At 48.3% G+C, this 17,838-nt stretch carries 12 protein-coding genes; 8 read left to right on the top strand and 4 right to left on the bottom strand.

Features of this window, described 5'->3' with window-relative positions:
- Window positions 1-52: 52 nt before the first annotated feature.
- Both DW800_RS01505 and DW800_RS01510 read right to left on the bottom strand, forming a co-directional pair.
- Complete coding sequence (locus DW800_RS01505; protein WP_005833916.1) at window positions 53-1,543, bottom strand: RagB/SusD family nutrient uptake outer membrane protein; 1,491 nt, start codon at window positions 1,541-1,543, stop codon at window positions 53-55.
- A gap of 19 nt (window positions 1,544-1,562) precedes the next feature.
- Window positions 1,563-4,724: a SusC/RagA family TonB-linked outer membrane protein gene (locus DW800_RS01510; RefSeq protein WP_119957716.1), complete on the bottom strand. Its 3,162-nt coding sequence runs from the start codon at window positions 4,722-4,724 to the stop codon at window positions 1,563-1,565.
- A 295-nt stretch (window positions 4,725-5,019) separates the two neighbouring features.
- Between DW800_RS01510 and mnmG the strand changes: the two genes are divergently transcribed.
- The 6 genes from mnmG to deoC all read left to right on the top strand — a co-directional run bounded on the left by mnmG (window position 5,020) and on the right by deoC (window position 11,178).
- Window positions 5,020-6,894, top strand: a complete 1,875-nt coding sequence (mnmG, locus tag DW800_RS01515) for a tRNA uridine-5-carboxymethylaminomethyl(34) synthesis enzyme MnmG (protein ID WP_057097385.1) — start codon at window positions 5,020-5,022, stop codon at window positions 6,892-6,894.
- Window positions 6,895-6,950: 56 nt separating this feature from the next.
- Window positions 6,951-7,475 (top strand): adenine phosphoribosyltransferase, encoded by a 525-nt coding sequence (locus DW800_RS01520; protein WP_165859875.1) that lies wholly within the window; start codon window positions 6,951-6,953, stop codon window positions 7,473-7,475.
- A gap of 122 nt (window positions 7,476-7,597) precedes the next feature.
- Window positions 7,598-9,418, top strand: a complete 1,821-nt coding sequence (gene uvrC / locus DW800_RS01525; protein WP_119957717.1) for an excinuclease ABC subunit UvrC — start codon at window positions 7,598-7,600, stop codon at window positions 9,416-9,418.
- A gap of 80 nt (window positions 9,419-9,498) precedes the next feature.
- A complete protein-coding gene (gene dtd, locus DW800_RS01530) occupies window positions 9,499-9,951 on the top strand; it encodes a D-aminoacyl-tRNA deacylase (protein WP_044468050.1) in 453 nt (150 codons plus the stop codon).
- A complete protein-coding gene (locus DW800_RS01535; RefSeq protein ID WP_044468049.1) occupies window positions 9,951-10,289 on the top strand; it encodes a nucleotide pyrophosphohydrolase in 339 nt (112 codons plus the stop codon). The genes dtd and DW800_RS01535 overlap by 1 nt, the downstream gene beginning before the upstream one ends.
- The gene (gene deoC, locus DW800_RS01540) at window positions 10,276-11,178 is read left to right on the top strand and encodes a deoxyribose-phosphate aldolase (RefSeq protein WP_009037467.1); all 903 of its coding nucleotides are present in this window, start codon (window positions 10,276-10,278) and stop codon (window positions 11,176-11,178) included. The genes DW800_RS01535 and deoC overlap by 14 nt, the downstream gene beginning before the upstream one ends.
- Window positions 11,179-11,263: 85 nt before the next feature.
- Here deoC and DW800_RS01545 read toward each other — a convergent pair whose 3' ends face one another.
- Window positions 11,264-12,238: a polyprenyl synthetase family protein gene (locus DW800_RS01545; protein WP_044468048.1), complete on the bottom strand. Its 975-nt coding sequence runs from the start codon at window positions 12,236-12,238 to the stop codon at window positions 11,264-11,266.
- Between the two features lie 87 nt (window positions 12,239-12,325).
- Here DW800_RS01545 and polA point away from each other — a divergent pair, with 87 nt between their 5' ends.
- Entirely contained in the window at window positions 12,326-15,181 is a 2,856-nt protein-coding gene (polA, locus tag DW800_RS01550) for a DNA polymerase I (protein WP_044468047.1), read from the top strand.
- A 278-nt stretch (window positions 15,182-15,459) separates the two neighbouring features.
- Window positions 15,460-15,852 carry a DUF3836 domain-containing protein gene (locus DW800_RS01555; protein ID WP_025834519.1) on the top strand — a complete coding sequence of 131 codons (393 nt, stop codon included), beginning with the start codon at window positions 15,460-15,462 and terminating at the stop codon, window positions 15,850-15,852.
- 153 nt (window positions 15,853-16,005) lie between these two features.
- Here DW800_RS01555 and DW800_RS01560 read toward each other — a convergent pair whose 3' ends face one another.
- Window positions 16,006-17,793 carry a RagB/SusD family nutrient uptake outer membrane protein gene (locus DW800_RS01560; RefSeq protein ID WP_119957718.1) on the bottom strand — a complete coding sequence of 596 codons (1,788 nt, stop codon included), beginning with the start codon at window positions 17,791-17,793 and terminating at the stop codon, window positions 16,006-16,008.
- Window positions 17,794-17,838 lie beyond the last annotated feature (45 nt).

Consider the following 17,838-nt stretch of genomic DNA (forward strand, 5'->3'; position numbering starts at 1 on the left):
AAATACCTCCCTGATATACAAGGAGTAGCAAACAATAGACAGCAGGGAATGACTAATATCCCGGATTCTGCTGGTTCTCCAATGCCGGATTGGCATTTATCTCATCCTGCGAAATAGGAAGCACAATCTTCTCGAAAGTACGGTCGATTGTTTTTCCACGGTGACTCACCGGAATATCTTGAAAATCGTCGTTGAATTCGATGGTTCTGCCCATACGCATCATGTCGAAGAAGCGTTGTCCTTCACCAAAAAGCTCCTTGCTGCGCTCGTCCAGAATCATATCATCGGTAATGGTAGCGGCAGTGGCCGGTGCCAGTCCGGGAGAACGCCTGCGGATTTCATTCAGGTAACCGGCGGCGGCATCTGCGCCTGCTTCCTGCTTCGTGGAGTGCAAGGCTGCTTCGGCGGCAATCAGATATATCTCGGAAAGACGGATTATCTTGATATTGACGGCTGTATTGGTTGCCTTGCCGTCACCTGCCAGGGTGGTACTGCCCATATACTTGTAGCAGGCTCCCTTGCGTTCAATCTCATTGTCCACCCAGTATTCATCGTTGTCCATAATTCCCCAACGCACATCCGTCTCGTCTTCACCCAGACGGTTCAGGAAATAATCGCTGGCAAGATACCAGCCCATGGCATTCTTCAACTGTCCGTAGCGCATCAGGTAAAAGCCCAAAGAAGAAGTTCCCAGGTCTGATTCCTCAGTGGTGATGCCCAGCTCAAAGATGGACTCGGAACCAAACTGCTTGCTCCAGGAAGCCGTCCAATCGGCAGGCTCATACAGTTTGTACACACCGCTTTCTATAATCTCCCGGGCAGCGTTCAAAGCACCGTCATAATCTTCCATATAGAGTTTCACACGCGCTTGCAGGGCTATGTTGGTGTAATAGTCCGCATATCCGCTCTGCTTTGTCTTCTTCTTGGCAAGCAGGGCCGCCCCGTCCGACAAGTCCTGCAGAATCTGGCGATAGTTCTCCTCCACAGTAGCACGGGTGGGCTGGGCGTTCACCGTAAGCGGCTCGGTTACATTGGGAACTCCATAAGAGGTCTTGTTGTAATTGTAAGGAAGCCCGTAGAGACGGACCAAATCGAAATAGAACAGCGCCCTCAGAGTCAACGCCTGCCCTTTGGCTTCGGAAAAGTCTTCCATACTGCCCGATTCTTCCAGCTTCTCAATGTTGCTCAACAAGGTGTTGACCTGCAGAATGCAGTAATATCCACGGCTCCAGAAACCGGAATAAGTATTGCTGTTGGAAGTGTGGTTGAACGTATAGAATGCATCCAGTCCGCGTCCGGCAGCAAAAATCGTGAGGTCACCGCCCTTGGCATCACCGTACATAAAAAGGTTTCTGCCGTAATAGGACGATGAGGTCATCGCACTCATCACACCGTTGATAACCACCTGCGCATCGGCTACCGTACCGACAGCACCTTCTGCATTTCCGGAGTTGGTGGGCTGCATATCCAGAAAATCGTCACACGAAGTGAATGTAAAGGCACCAAGTATCACAAGTGCCAATAAATGATATATCTTTTTCATTGTTAGTTCCTCCAGTTCATTAAAATTTCAATTCAACGCCAACGACAAACGTTTTTCCGATAGGGGTTTCCCAACCACGTGTGCCGTATTCGCTCACTTCGGGGTCTGCCTCCTTGTATTTGGCTATTGTCCAAAGGTTGCTGGCAGTGAAGAAAAGGCGGGCATTCTCGATGAAAGCCTTGCGGGTCATGGCTTTGGGCAGCGTATAGGCCAATGAGAGATTCTTCAAGCGCAGATAACTGGCATTGAACAAGTGGCGGCTGCTGTATTGTTGCGGGTCATCGAGGTCTACACCTTCGATACGGGGCTCTGTACCGTTCGTATGGTCTGGCGTCCAAAGGTTGTTGTAGTAGCTTTTAGCACGGATACGCTCCCAATAATAACCGTCGTCGGCCACATCCATGTAGGCTCCATCGTACAAGTCTCCTCCTATCTTATAGGTAAAGCCCAACGAAAGGGCTATGCCTTTGTAGGAGACCGAGGTATTGATGCCCCCATACACTTTGGGAACGGCATTGCCGATGATGGTGTAGTTGGCATTGTTATAGTCATAAGTAGCTCCGCGTCCGTTATACTCAAAATCTCCGGCCTTGCCATTCTTGGGGTCATTTACATAGTAGACGTTCTTGCCGTTGGTCTTGTCCACACCTGCCCATTCGTATCCATAGAAAGCCAGCGTGGACTGACCTTCCCGGTATACATATTGCGCACGGCTGTCGCTACTGGTGGGGTCGTACCAGATAATGTCCGCACCGCCATACAACTCTTTCACCTCAGAACGGAGAAAGGTTGCGTTGACACCGGCACTCCATAACCATCCTTTACTATCAATGATGTCACCACTCAACTCCACCTCTACCCCATGGTTATTGATGCATCCTACGTTCCGCAACGTAGAGGAAAATCCCGTAACCATCGAAATGGGAACATCCTGGAGCAGGTTCTTCGAATCACGGTTGAAGTATTCCACCGTACCGCGCAGACGCTGGCCGAAGAAGCCGAAGTCGATACCCACATTCGTGTTGTAGCTCGTCTCCCAAGACAGCTTGTCATTGGTGACGGTAGTGATTGTACCGCCCGGGTTACCCATGTACTTACTGGTATAGCTCATCAAGCTCATATAGCCGTAATTGTCCGAAGGCAGCGTACCGTTAATACCATAAGAGGCACGTATACGCAGGTTGCTCAGGAAAGAATATTTGCTCATAAAACCCTCGCGCATGATGTTCCACGCTCCTGCCACTGACCAGAAGTTTCCCCAACGTTCCTGCTTGCTGAGCCGGGAAGAACCGTCGCGGCGGTAAGAACCGGAAATGAAGTAGCGTTCATCGTAATTATAATCCAACTTGGAGAGCACGGACACCATCGAGTTTCCCCAGGAATATCCGGCAGAAGTCTGCGTTCCGGCAGTAGAAACTGTATGAATGGTGCTGACCGCAAGATTGCTTCCTGTGGCACGCACATAGTCTGTCTTGTTCTTCTCCGCTTCGAAACCCACCATGGTGCCAACTGTGTGTTTGTCGAAGGTGCCGGTATAATTGGCGGTAGTGGAGGTAACCATCTTCTCGTATGTAGTACGGTATTCGTTGACATTCCCATTGTCTGCCGAGCCTTTATAGTGATTGGCACTGTAATAGATATGGTCTTTTACAGTAGTATTGTCGTAAGAGTAGATAGAACGAAGGTCCAGGCCCGGCATCAGATGCAGGGTGAGCGTCTCCGCAGCCATGATTTTGGTACTGGTAGAACCGTTCTCCCACTCTTTGTCATAATAAAGCCCATTGTAGGCGTAGCTACCGTAACGTTCGGTCCAGAGCTCGCCGGTCTTGTAATCAGTGGGCCAGTAGAGTCCCCACAGCAAGTTACGGGTCTGCATGAAGTAATTGCTGCCCGTGTTGCGTGTATCATTATAACCGCTTTTCTTGGTACGCGCCAGGCTGGCATTGGTGGTCAGTTCAAGGAATTTCCTCACCTTCTGGGTGAGGTTCAGGCGACCGGAAACACGGTCGAAGCTGTTCATCTTCAAACGTCCTTCGTCCTGGGTATAGGAAAGGGAAGTGTAATAGTTGGTATTCTGCGTAGCACCGCTGACGGACATATCGTAGGTCTGGTAAATGGCGGTACGGAAATATGCCTTGTCCCAATCGTAGTATTTGCCTCCACGCCCGGAGTTGTCGTACTCAAGGATATTGACGTTCTCGTAAGCTCCCGTACCATTTGTGGTAAATTGGTAGCCATGTTTGTTGAAACGGCTGTTCAACTGGCCTATGGCATAGGCTGCCGCCTTTTCGTCCGTTTCGCCCTTACCGCTTGTACGGGCATCGTGAAATACGGTGTAGAGCATATTCACATTCTCCTGTACGCTGGCCATTTCATAGTTGTCCGTTGCCCAGCAGGGCGTGAAGCCCACTTCGGCTTTCAGCGTCACCACCGGCTTGCCAATCTGTCCTTTTTTGGTAGTAATCAGAATGACGCCGTTTGCCGCACGCGACCCATAAAGCGAGCTGGCCGCCGCATCTTTCAATACAGAAATAGATTCGATGTCTTCCGGGTTCAACGTATTCATGATGTTGTTGGTAGAATAGAGCTCACCGCTCATCTGCCCCGTATTGCCCGAAGAGACCGGAACACCGTCCACTACATACAACGGTTCATTCCCGGCATTCATAGAACCTATGCCACGGATGCGGATGGCCGGTGCGGAACCCGCCTGGCCGGAATTATTCGTCAGTTGCAAGCCCGCCACTTTACCGTTCAACGCGTTTTCAAAGCTGGTCGTCGGAATGTCTTTCAGCGCATCCGCTTTCACTAAAGAAGCCGAACCTGCATAGCTGCTCTTTTTGGCCGTGCCGTAAGCCACCACCATCACTTCATCCAGCAGTTCCGAATCCGATTTCAGCACCACCTTCATAGCAGGCTTTATGGCAGCTTCTACTTTCTGCATACCTACAAAAGAGACAATCACTGTCTTTGCCGTGCCCGGCACATTCAAGATTGTAAATTTACCTTCGATATCGGTCACGGCCCCCAGCGTTGTGCCCTTCACCAATACCGATGCCCCAATAATCGGCTCATTGTTGTCCTCGGCAAATACTGTTCCCGAGACCGTAGACGTCTGAGCCATCACTCCCGCCCCCATAACCAGGCAGACAATGATTAACAAGAAGAATTTCTTTCTCATGCTTCTCTTCCTTAAAATTAGTCAATCAAAACACTTTTTAATATCCAAACGCTGCAAAGGTATGTATCTTTTTCAAAAAGAAAAGCAATAGTATTCAAAAAGCTTCATTTTGATTGTATTTTAAGCTAAACACAAGCAATATGTCTATAGCCTAAGCATTCCAAGCAATAAGTATGATACTGGATACGGAAATATAAGCAATGCCAAAGAAGATATATCCGGATTTTAAGATATGACACGTCCCGGCATACAACTTTTTTCGTAACTTTGCACAGTTTTAAAATACACTGAACGAATGGAGTTTAAGTATGACGTTATTGTAATCGGCGCCGGACACGCAGGATGCGAAGCCGCTGCCGCTGCTGCAAACCTGGGTTCGAAGACTTGTCTTATCACAATGGATATGAACAAAATCGGACAGATGAGTTGTAACCCGGCAGTGGGAGGCATCGCCAAAGGACAGATAGTACGCGAAATAGACGCCTTGGGAGGATATATGGGATTGGTGACAGACCAGACAGCCATACAGTTCCGTATACTGAACCGTTCCAAAGGTCCCGCTATGTGGAGTCCGCGCGCGCAGTGCGACCGCAACAAATTCATCTGGGCATGGAGAGAGATACTGGAAAATATCCCCAACCTGCATATCTGGCAGGATACCGTGCAGGAAATCCTCGTTGAAAACGGTGAGATTACGGGAGTAGTCACATTATGGGGAGTAACGTTCCATGCCAAATGTGTAGTACTCACCGCAGGAACTTTCCTCAATGGACTGATGCACGTGGGACGTACCATGCTTCCAGGCGGACGTATGGCAGAACCTGCATCCTACCAATTAACCGAATCCATCGCAAAGCATGGCATCACCTTTGGACGCATGAAGACGGGAACCCCCGTACGCATAGATGGACGCAGCGTGCATTATGAGGATATGGAAATCCAAGACGGAGAATGTGACTTCCACAAGTTCTCGTTCATGGACACTCATGTACGCCATTTGAAACAGCTCCCTTGCTGGACCTGCTTCACCAACGAAGAAGCACACCGCATCCTGCAGGAAGGTCTGCCGGATTCTCCCCTTTTCAACGGACAAATCCAAAGTATCGGCCCACGTTATTGCCCCAGTATAGAAACCAAGATTGTGACTTTCCCCGACAAACCGCAGCACCAGCTTTTCCTGGAGCCCGAAGGGGAAACAACCCAAGAGCTCTACTTGAATGGATTCTCTTCTTCATTGCCCATGAACATCCAGATTGCAGCATTGAAAAAGATACCGGCGTTCAGAGACCTCGTCATCTACCGCCCGGGCTATGCCATCGAATACGACTTCTTTGACCCCACCCAACTGAAACATACGCTGGAAACGAAGAATATAAAGAATCTGTTCTTTGCCGGACAAGTAAACGGAACAACCGGTTACGAGGAAGCAGCTGGACAAGGAATCATGGCAGGTATCAACGCCCACATCAATTGCCACGGCGGAGAACCGTTCACCCTTGCAAGGGATGAAGCATATATCGGCGTTTTAATCGATGACTTGGTAACAAAAGGTGTGGACGAGCCCTACCGTATGTTTACTTCCCGTGCCGAATATCGCATCCTGCTCCGTATGGATGATGCGGACATGCGACTCACGGAAAAAGCCTGGAAGCTGGGACTCGTCAAGGAAGAGCGGTACAAGCTGCTGACAGAAAAACGTGAAGCCGTGAACCGGATTATAGACTTCGCGCGGAATTACTCGATGAAACCGGCATTAATCAATCCGGTATTGGAGCAGCTCGGCACTACTCCACTGCGCCAGGGATGCAAATTGATAGATTTGATAAACCGTCCGCAGATAACGATTGAGAACATTGCCGAACACGTCAGTGCCTTTAAACGAGAACTGGATAAAATATCCGATAGAAAGGAAGAAATTGTAGAAGCTGCAGAAATACTCATCAAGTACGAGGGATACATCGGACGCGAACGGATTATTGCGGATAAATTGGCAAGATTGGAAAGCATCAAGATAAAAGGCAAGTTTGACTATAATTCCATTCAATCCCTTTCTACCGAAGCCAGACAGAAGCTGATGAAGATAGATCCGGAAACAATAGCCCAAGCGAGTCGGATTCCGGGAGTATCTCCAAGCGACATCAACGTGCTACTGGTACTTTGCGGACGATAGGGCGCAAAGTTCCACGTGAAACAAAGAATTCAATAAACGTATTAAATAAACTGATTATGAGCAAAGAAACTCTTACCAAAAGCATCCGAGAAATACCCGACTTCCCCATTCCGGGAATTCTATTCTACGATGTAACTACCTTGTTCAAGGAACCTGCCGCCTTGCAGGAACTCTCGGACACACTATACGAGATGTATAAAGACAAAGGCATCACCAAAGTAGTGGGTATAGAATCAAGAGGATTCATTATGGGCCCCATTCTCGCCACCAAACTGGGGGCAGGCTTCGTACCTATCCGCAAGCCGGGAAAGCTTCCTGCAGAAACCATTGAAGAAAGCTATGATAAAGAATATGGCAAAGACACCGTGCAGATGCACAAGGATGCCATCAATGAAGACGATGTAGTATTGCTACACGACGACTTGCTGGCAACCGGTGGAACAATGGAAGCCGCCTGCAAACTGGTGAAACAGATGAACCCCAAGAAAGTGTATGTAAACTTCATCATCGAGCTGAAAGAGCTTCATGGCAAGGATGTGTTTGGAGATGATGTGGAAGTGGAGGCTGTGCTGTCGCTTTAGCCATTTCATATTTCACCACAGATTACACAGATTAACACAGATTATTTATCCACCACAAAACACAGTTTTATCAAAGAGAAATCTGCGCTAATCTGTGTAATCTGTGGTGAAACGTCGGTATTATGGAAGAACTCAGAACTAACGACTACCTCAAAGGGATTGTATCCAACCTTCCCGAAAGTCCCGGTATTTACCAATATCTGAATACCGAAGGGACTATTATATATGTAGGAAAGGCAAAGAATCTGAAGCGAAGAGTGTCTTCCTACTTCAACCGGGAGCACGAACCGGGAAAGACGAGAGTGCTGGTCAGCAAGATTGCAGATATCCGATATATCGTGGTGAATACGGAAGAAGACGCGCTATTGTTGGAAAACAATCTTATCAAGAAATACAAGCCTCGCTACAACGTACTGTTGAAAGACGACAAGACGTATCCCAGCATCTGCGTGCAGAACGAATACTTTCCACGTGTATTCAGAACCCGGAAGATAATCCGTAACGGTTCCTCCTATTATGGCCCTTACAGCCATATACCTTCCATGTACGCATTACTCGACCTCATCAAGCATCTGTACCCTTTGCGTACATGCCACCTGAACCTCTCTCCGGAAAACATACGTGCCGGAAAGTTCAATGTTTGCCTGGAATACCACATCAAGAACTGTGCAGGACCTTGCATCGGGAAGCAAAGCCAGGAAGAGTATCTGAAAAACATCGCTGAAATCAAGGAAATACTCAAAGGGAATACCCAGGAGATAGAACGGATGCTTTTCCAGCAAATGCAGGAACTGGCAGCCGAAATGAAGTTTGAAGAAGCACAGAAGATAAAGGAGAAATACCTGCTGTTGGAAAACTACCGGGCGAAATCGGAAGTGGTAAGCAACGTGCTGCACAATATCGACGTGTTCTCCATCGAGGAAGACAGCGATGAAAAGTCCGCTTTCGTCAACTACCTGCACATTACAAACGGTGCCATCAACCAGGCTTTCACCTTTGAATACAAGAAACGATTGAATGAGAGCAAAGAAGAACTGCTCTCCCTCGGCATCATCGAAATGCGGGAAAGATACAAAAGCCTTTCACGCGAAATCATCGTGCCTTTCGAGCTGGATATGGAGCTGAAAGATGTCGTCTTTACCATCCCGCAACGGGGAGACAAAAAGAAGCTGCTGGAACTCTCCATCCTCAACGTGAAGCAGTACAAAGCCGACCGCCTGAAGCAAGCCGAAAAGCTGAATCCGGAGCAACGGACCGTGCGCCTGCTGAAAGAGATACAGCAAGAGCTGCACCTGGACCGCCTGCCCATGCAGATAGAATGTTTCGACAACTCCAACATCCAGGGTTCCGACCCCGTGGCCGGGTGCGTGGTCTTCGTCAAGGGGAAACCTTCCAAGAAGGATTACCGCAAGTACAATATCAAGACCGTAGAGGGACCGGATGACTATGCCTCCATGAAAGAGGTCGTAAAACGGCGCTATCAGCGCGCTATAGAAGAGAAAACACCCCTGCCCGACCTTCTTATCACCGACGGTGGAAAAGGGCAAATGAGCGCCGTAAAAGAGGTGATAGACGAGCTTGGCCTGAACATCCCCATCGCCGGACTTGCCAAAGATGGCAAACACCGCACTTCCGAGCTATTGTATGGCTACCCTCCCCAGACCATCGGATTGAAACAGCACACCCCCCTCTTCCGGTTGCTGACACAGATTCAGGATGAAGTACACCGCTTCGCCATCACCTTCCACCGCGACAAACGCAGCAAACGGCAGATTGCCTCCGCACTGGACGAGATAAAAGGCATCGGTGAAAAGACGAAAAGCGCGTTGCTCAAGGAGTTCAAAAGCGTGAAGCGTATCCGCGAAGCATCTGCCGAGGAGCTTGCCGCCGTGGTGGGAGAAGCGAAAGCCAAAATCATCCAGACCTATTTCTCAGAGAAATAATGACTGATAAATCAGCCTGCAAAGCCATGCACACAACGAATTAATTCGTAACTTTGTTCCCTCAAAAAGACAAGAACAACATGAGAGTAGTGATACAACGTGCCGGACACGCTTCCGTCACCATCAACGGAACCTGCAAAGCCTCTATCGGAAAAGGCCTCATGATACTCGTAGGCATCGAAGAATCCGATGGAAAAGAAGATATTGACTGGCTTTGCAAGAAGATAGTCAACCTGCGCATTTTCGATGACGAAAACGGCGTGATGAACAAATCCATTCTTGAGGCAGGCGGCGAAATACTGGTTATCAGCCAGTTCACCCTACACGCCTCCACCAAGAAAGGTAACCGCCCTTCCTACATACGGGCAGCACGACCGGAAATATCCGTCCCGCTGTACGAACAATTCTGCCGGGAACTGAGTTTAGCATTAGGTAAAGAAATAGGTACCGGCGAATTTGGTGCCGATATGAAAGTAGAACTAATGAACGATGGTCCCGTAACCATCTGTATGGATACAAAAAACAAGGAATAATGACGTTAGAAGAAGCACAGAAACAAGTGGATTCCTGGATAAAGGAATACGGAGTACGCTATTTCAGCGAACTCACCAACATGGCCATACTGACCGAAGAAGTGGGCGAAATGGCCCGCGTCATGGCCCGCAAGTATGGAGACCAGTCCTTCAAAGAAGGAGAAAAAGACAACCTCGACGATGAAATGGCAGATATTCTCTGGGTACTTCTCTGTATTGCAAACCAGACCGGAGTGAACCTAACAGAGGCTTTCCGCCGCAACTTCGAGAAGAAAACCAGACGTGACCAGACAAGACATATCAATAATCCTAAATTGAAAGACCATGGAGAAGAATGAGCCTACCCAGAGTAAGTATGACGCCGCCCTGGCTAAGTACAACACCCAACTGGATGATGCAGAAATAGCTGCACAAGCTGCCAGAATCATTGCAGAGAAGGTACCGGCAAACAATACACCGGAGGTAAAGAAATTCCTGTTCAACTGCATCGACCTTACCACCCTGAAGAGTGAAGACAGCGATGAAAGCGTCATGAAATTCACCCAGAAAGTGAATAAATTCGACGAAGAGTTCCCCGACCTGAAGAATGTGGCAGCCATCTGTGTATACCCCAATTTTGCAGAAGTCGTAAAAGACACGCTGGAAGTGGAGGATGTAAAAATAGCTTGTGTATCAGCAGGTTTCCCCTCCTCCCAGACTTTCATTGAAGTGAAAGTGGCAGAAACTGCCATGGCACTGATGGAAGGCGCCGATGAAATAGACATCGTTATTTCGGTGGGCAAGTTCCTGGCTGGAGACTATGAAGGCATGTGCGAGGAGATACAAGAACTCAAAGCAACCTGCAAAGAGCACCACATGAAGGTAATCCTCGAAACCGGAGCTTTGAAGACGGCTTCGAACATCAAAAAAGCATCCATCCTTTCCATGTATTCGGGTGCCGATTTCATCAAGACTTCCACCGGCAAGCAGCAGCCTGCCGCCACGCCGGAGGCCGCCCTGGTTATGTGCCAGGCCATCAAGGAATATCACGAGCTGACGGGTATCAAGGTAGGCTTTAAGCCCGCAGGAGGAATCAACTGCGTGAACGATGCACTGATTTATTACACCATCGTCAAGGAAGTGCTCGGCGAAGAATGGCTGAACAACGAACTGTTCCGCTTGGGAACCAGTCGTCTTGCCAACCTGCTGCTTTCGGAAATCAAGGGCGAGGAAATGAAATTCTTTTAAGAGGAAGCTGCATTTACCTATAAATAAAGCCTGATGGAGTGGGTTCCATCAGGCTTTTTCATATTATCAACCGGAAACAGTTCCGTCATTTTTCCCGTTCCACCACATAGTCCAGATACCCGGCTAGCGCTGCTTTTACCTCCGTGTCGGGCAAAGAAACCAGCAAAGAAAGAGCCTTTTCCTTATAGTCATACATCACTTGCGAAGCATACTCTATACCACCATGCTGCTTGGTAAACTCGATTAAATGGGCTATTTCACTAGGCGTTGCCTCTCCGTTCTTTATCTTCACGGCAATCTCTTCCGCTGTTTTATTCTTCACGGTATTGAGTACATGGAGTACGGGCAGGGTCAACTTCCCTTCCACCATATCATTTCCGGTAGGTTTGCCTATCTCCTTGCTCTCGGAGTAATCGAAAATATCATCCTTTATCTGAAAACAAAGCCCGATATATTCACCGAACAGACGCACAGATTCCGCCTTTTCATCGCTGGCTCCCACCGAGAGAGCGCCCGCCTTCGTACAAGCTGCAAAGAGCACGGCCGTCTTCTTGCGGATAACGTCGAAATAGACTTCCTCGGAGAAATGGAGATTGCTGACGTTGGAAAGCTGCAGAAGTTCACCATCTGCCAAATCCTGCCCCAGGCAGGAGACGATGTCGATAATGTCATGGTTACGGGTCATGCCCACTTGCACCAACGCTGTTGCAAGCAGATAATCGCCTGCCAGCACGGCTACCTTATTATTAAAAATGGCATTAACGGAGAGTTGTCCACGGCGTTCAGTACTTTCATCCACTACATCATCGTGTACAAGGCTTGCATTATGGAGAAGTTCCAGTGCAACCGCAGCATGCAGGGTTGCAGGACATACTTTACCAAAAAGCTTCGCAGCCAGAAGCACCAGAATGGGGCGCATCATCTTCCCGTTCTTCTGCCGGATATGCGCAATTACGCTGTTCAGCAAAAGGTTGGAACTGGAGAGGGTACTTTCAAAAAGCTTCTTGAAGTCCTCCAATTCCTCAGAAATCGGAGATTTTATCAATGATGAGTTGTCCATGCATCGCTATTTGCCTACAAAAATAGTAATAAAACGGTTAATACGGTATTTTTTTGTACTTTTACCATGAAAAAAAGGATTAAATGTATGAATTCAATCGATAAACTGTTTTTGCTCGATGCCTATGCACTGATATATCGAGCCTATTACGCGTTCATCAAGAACCCGAGAATCAATTCAAAAGGATTCAACACTTCGGCCATTCTGGGCTTTGTAAACACCCTGGAAGAAGTGCTCAAAAAAGAGAATCCCACACACATAGGAGTAGCCTTCGACCCGTCGGGCCCCACCTTCCGCCACGAGGCCTACGAGCAATACAAGGCACAGCGCGAGGAGACACCCGAGGCCATCCGCCTTTCCGTACCTATTATAAAGGACGTCATCCGCGCCTACCGCATCCCCATCCTCGAGGTGGCAGGCTACGAGGCAGACGACGTGATAGGCACCCTTGCCACCGAAGCCGGACGACAAGGCATCACCACCTACATGATGACGCCCGACAAGGACTACGGCCAGCTGGTATCGGACCGCGTCTTTATGTACCGCCCCAAGCACACTGGTGGATTCGAAGTGATGGGTACCGAAGAAGTGAAGACGAAGTTCAACATACAGACCACCGAGCAGGTCATCGACATGCTGGGACTGATGGGCGATGCTTCCGACAACATCCCCGGCTGTCCGGGTGTGGGCGAGAAAACCGCACAGAAACTGATTGCCGAATTCGGCAGTATCGAAAACCTGCTGGAACATACCGACCAGCTGAAAGGCGCACTGAAAACGAAAGTGGAAACCAACCGCGAGATGATAACCTTCTCCAAATTCCTTGCCACCATCAAAACAGATGTTCCCATTCAGCTCGACATGGATTCGCTCGTCCGCGAAGAACCGAACGAAGAGGAACTCCGCAAGATTTTCGAGGAGTTGGAATTCCGCACACTCATCGATCGGGTACTCAAAAAGGGAAGCGGCAATTCGTCCTCCCCTACTCCAACCTCTCCGGTACCCGACCTCTTTGCCGGGACTCTGTTTGCCCAGTCGCAAACCTCCACTCCCGAAAACAGCGCCCCGATTCAAGGCGATTTGTTTGCAAATTTTGCGGGCGAGGGGACGGGCGTTTCTGAAAATTCAAACCTGACGCGGTTAGAAATGCTCGATGTAGACTACCAACTCATTGATACAGAAGATAAAAGAGCAGAAATTATTCAAAAGTTACTTACAAGCGAAATTCTCTCAATAGATACCGAGACTACCGGAACCGAGCCAATGGACGCCGAACTTGTAGGAATGAGCTTCAGCGATGCCGAAAACCGTGCATACTACGTACCCGTTCCCGCCGAACGAGAGGAAGTCTTAAAAATTGTAAACGAGTTCCGTCCCCTCTTCGAAAACGAGAAATCCATGAAGGTGGGACAAAATATCAAGTACGATATGATTATCCTCCAAAATTACGGCGTCCAGGTGAAAGGCAAACTTTTCGACACCATGCTTGCCCACTACGTGCTTCAACCCGAACTGCGACACAACATGGACTATCTGGCGGAAATCTACCTGCACTACCAGACCATCCACATCGATGAGCTAATTGGAGCGCGAGGCAAAAACCAAAAGAACATGCGCGACCTTCCACCCGAAGATGTCTACCGTTATGCCTGCGAGGATGCGGACGTCACCCTCAAACTGAAAAACGTGCTGGAAAAGGAACTGAAGGAGCAAGGTGCCGAACATCTGTTCTACGAAATAGAGATGCCGCTCGTCCCCGTACTTGTTAATATAGAGAGCAACGGAGTGCTGCTCGACACGGAAGCCTTGAAGCAATCGTCCCAACACTTCACCGTCCGTCTGCAGGAGATTGAGAAGGAAATCTACGAGATGGCTGGCGAGACATTCAATATCAGCTCCGCCAAGCAGGTAGGCGAAGTGCTCTTCGACAAGCTGAAAATCGTGGAGAAAGCGAAAAAGACCAAGACCGGACAATACGTCACCTCCGAAGAGGTGCTGCAAAGCTACCGCAGCAAGCACGACATCATCGGGAAGATACTGGAATACCGCGGACTGAAGAAACTGCTGAGCACCTATATAGACGCCCTGCCCCAGCTCATCAACCCACGTACGGGCCGCATACACACCTCCTTCAACCAGGCGGTAACCGCTACCGGACGCCTCAGCTCCAGCAATCCCAACCTGCAGAACATCCCCATCCGCGACGAAGACGGAAAGGAAATCCGCAAGGCGTTCATCCCCGACACCGGCTGCGAGTTCTTCTCTGCCGACTACTCGCAGATAGAGCTGCGCATCATGGCACACCTCAGCGAAGATAAGAACATGATAGACGCCTTCCTCAGCGGACACGACATCCACGCCGCCACCGCTGCCAAGATATATAAGATAGATATAAACGACGTAACCGCCGACATGCGCCGCAAGGCAAAAACGGCAAACTTCGGCATCATCTACGGCATCTCCGTCTTCGGGCTTGCCGAACGCATGGGCGTTTCTCGCCAGGAAGCCAAAGAGCTGATAGACGGCTACTTTGAAACCTACCCACAAGTGAAGGAGTATATGGACAAAAGCATCCAGGTGGCACGCGAGAACGGCTATGTGGAAACCATCTTCCACCGCAAGCGCTTCCTGCCGGACATCAACTCAAGAAACGGGGTGGTACGGGGCTATGCCGAACGGAATGCCATCAACGCTCCCATCCAGGGAAGTGCCGCCGACATCATAAAAGTAGCCATGGCACACATCTATCAGCGCTTCCAAGCTTACAATCTGAAAGCAAAGATGATTTTACAGGTCCATGACGAACTAAATTTCAGCGTTCCAGAGGCAGAAAAAGAGCTTGTACAGAAAATCGTAATCGAAGAGATGGAGCAGGCATATCGCATGTACGTACCCCTGAAAGCCGATTGTGGGTGGGGAAACAACTGGTTACAGGCACACTAAACAGCCCAATAACTTTATTTAACTTACAATCAGAAAGCAACAGAAGCAATCCTTTCCAAATACAGTTTGCTCATCAGAATATCCGGCAACCTCGCTGCCGGATATTTTTTATTCACCAATCTTGCCAAAAGGAAAGCATACCGAAACCCTCACTACTGACATATTGATAAAATTTAATCCGATATTTATATTTATGTCAATTTAATACGTACCTTTGCAGCGAAATCAATGACATATTGATAGAAAATAGAAAGTTAAACTAAAAAAGATATAAAACCATGAAAGCAAAAGTATCTTTAAAAACAGTGATTGTTTCAGCACTTCTCTTAGTTTGCGGATTAAATGCCTCAGCCGACAATAAGAGCAACCTCATTTACAATTCGGAAGAAGTAAATGGCATGAAGGTGGCAGAGACCGTATACAAGATGGACGGAAACACGCTCGCCAACTATATGAAGTACAATTATAAGTACGACGACCAGAACCGCATGACAGAAAGCGAAGCCCTGAAATGGAACAGCACCAAGAATACATGGGGCAACGACATGTGCATCCGCTATGCATACCAGGGCAAGACGGTGACTACCACGTACTATAAATGGAACAGCAAGAAAGGCGAATACATACTGGTTCCCGAGATGACGGTAATCATGGACAACCCTAACATGTAATTGACAAACTCTCTCTTAAAGTAAGAAATCTTATTCCTAACAACAATAACCGAAACCTTTCATAAAAGAGCCGGAATGATTCGCACATTCCGGCTCTTTTATTATATCTTGAAAAACAAATCCTTTCCGTCAGATACCAATAACCTTACACGATTAGTATCCTGGATTGTTTTCTATAATGGCACTGTTTGTATCAGTCTCACTTTGGGGAAGCGGCCAAAGTTCATCCTTTCCTTTGATATACTTCATCGTGTTATACACACGGAGATTCAGTGCTTTCCCATCCCAAGAACTACCTTCTGAATATGCCGGATGCCAGTTGTCATCAAATGAAGGCTTGGCATTGGACATAAGCCCTTTTTGATTGGGAGCATAAATCTTACCTGTCATCACTGTAGAAGCCATACCCCAACGACGGAGATCAAACCAACGAAAACCTTCATTACAAAGTTCAACAGTACGTTCGTAACGTAATGCCTTTCGGAGTCCGCTCTGCGAAGTAACTACCACATCGGGCATTCCTACACGATTACGAATTATATTGATGTCCGTTCGTGCTAACTCCAGATTGCCATCAGCCATTTCAATATTGGCTTCTGCCTCTATTAGATAAACCTCTGCTAAACGCATCAAGCCGCAATTAAGATCACTGGTTTCATGGTTGGAGATTGCAGCTCTTTCCAACTCGGCTATATCCAAATATTTCCTCCAGAGATATCCAGCAGGACCTTTAGTGCCATTGGCACCGTATACGCCCTTGGTTCCCTGTGACTCCATGTTTGTCACGTCCTTGCCCGTGCTATAGTCGTGAATCTTTTTACTGGTAGTGGAAGTCTGGAATTCTAGATTGAATATGCGTGAACCAGGTCGCAAACAGAAAAGATCCAGACGAGGGTCCCGGTTTTGCCAAGGGTTCTGCCAGTCATACAGAGAAGATTCCGTAATCGATTTGCCATCCTTGCATTGAAACATATCAACAAATGTTTGTGTAGGACCAAAATAGGCGCATCCTCCCAGTGTACGTGGAGCCATGTAATATGCCTCCTTGGTTTTATTACTGGATATTACCGCATCATACTGCACGGACCAGAGCCACTCATTGCTTGCCTCACCGTCATAACCAAACAGAGCCGTCTGACCGGTTGGCTCTCCTGCCTCATGACTTTCTCCACAATACTGTGTATTGATGGATTCCAATTCAAAGCCTGCCTCCTTAGCCAAATTCAAGGCTTGTTTGGCCGAACTGGCAGCCAAGTCATACTTTTTCCAATTCAAGGCAATACGGGCACGTAACGCATACGCTGCTACCCGTCCGATGCGTGCACTGCCATAGCTTTCTGCTTTATGGCGGAGTGGAAGGTTAGCCAAACACTCGTCGCTAAGATCCGAAAGCAGATTCTCTACAATGGTCTCTCTCGGTGTACGTGGGGTCTGGCTGTCATTTATACCCGCTGTGTGGACCACATACGGCAAGTCTCCATAGTGCTGGCAAGCTTGATCATAACAGAATGCCCGTATGCACAGCAGCTCTGCCCGTATACTCTCTATATCCGTATCAGAGGCTGTGCCATGCAGATTATCCAGCGCATCGAGAAGCTGGTTGATACGTGCCACGGTCTTATACACGCAATTATAAAGCTTGTTTGCCACCGCGTTTTCAGCAGAAGCTCCGGAGGTGATTAATTCCGTATACATAGCCGTGTTGACACGTGTAGCACCAATATCTGTAATATTGTCTGTCACCTTCCACCAGGTGGTGGTGCTGGCACTATAAGCTGTCAGAGATGAGTAAACAGCGTTCAAACCGAAATTCGCCTCTTCCATACTCGAAGGATAAGAGGCAGAAGACGGTGAAGTGAGTGGTTCAAGGCCGAGTGAACAAGCACCGAGGCCTAATAGAAACAGCGAAAGGAGTGCTGTATAAATATTGTTTCGTTTCATATCATTTTTTCTTTTTATGTCTTCTTGAATACAGACGGTTTCCCT

The sequence above is a fragment of the Bacteroides sp. AM32-11AC genome (assembly GCF_003603515.1).
GTDB lineage: Bacteria > Bacteroidota > Bacteroidia > Bacteroidales > Bacteroidaceae > Bacteroides > Bacteroides uniformis.

Bases quoted from the DNA above. Each gene is read 5' to 3' on its own strand.
- deoC (WP_009037467.1), top strand. From the start codon at position 10,276: ATGGAGAAGAATGAGCCTACCCAGAGTAAGTATGACGCCGCCCTGGCT.
- DW800_RS01535 (WP_044468049.1), top strand. From the start codon at position 9,951: ATGACGTTAGAAGAAGCACAGAAACAAGTGGATTCCTGGATAAAGGAA.
- mnmG (WP_057097385.1), top strand. From the start codon at position 5,020: ATGGAGTTTAAGTATGACGTTATTGTAATCGGCGCCGGACACGCAGGA.
- dtd (WP_044468050.1), top strand. From the start codon at position 9,499: ATGAGAGTAGTGATACAACGTGCCGGACACGCTTCCGTCACCATCAAC.
- DW800_RS01560 (WP_119957718.1), bottom strand. From the start codon at position 17,793: ATGAAACGAAACAATATTTATACAGCACTCCTTTCGCTGTTTCTATTA.
- DW800_RS01555 (WP_025834519.1), top strand. From the start codon at position 15,460: ATGAAAGCAAAAGTATCTTTAAAAACAGTGATTGTTTCAGCACTTCTC.
- uvrC (WP_119957717.1), top strand. From the start codon at position 7,598: ATGGAAGAACTCAGAACTAACGACTACCTCAAAGGGATTGTATCCAAC.
- DW800_RS01505 (WP_005833916.1), bottom strand. From the start codon at position 1,543: ATGAAAAAGATATATCATTTATTGGCACTTGTGATACTTGGTGCCTTT.
- DW800_RS01520 (WP_165859875.1), top strand. From the start codon at position 6,951: ATGAGCAAAGAAACTCTTACCAAAAGCATCCGAGAAATACCCGACTTC.
- DW800_RS01545 (WP_044468048.1), bottom strand. From the start codon at position 12,238: ATGGACAACTCATCATTGATAAAATCTCCGATTTCTGAGGAATTGGAG.
- polA (WP_044468047.1), top strand. From the start codon at position 12,326: ATGAATTCAATCGATAAACTGTTTTTGCTCGATGCCTATGCACTGATA.
- DW800_RS01510 (WP_119957716.1), bottom strand. From the start codon at position 4,724: ATGAGAAAGAAATTCTTCTTGTTAATCATTGTCTGCCTGGTTATGGGG.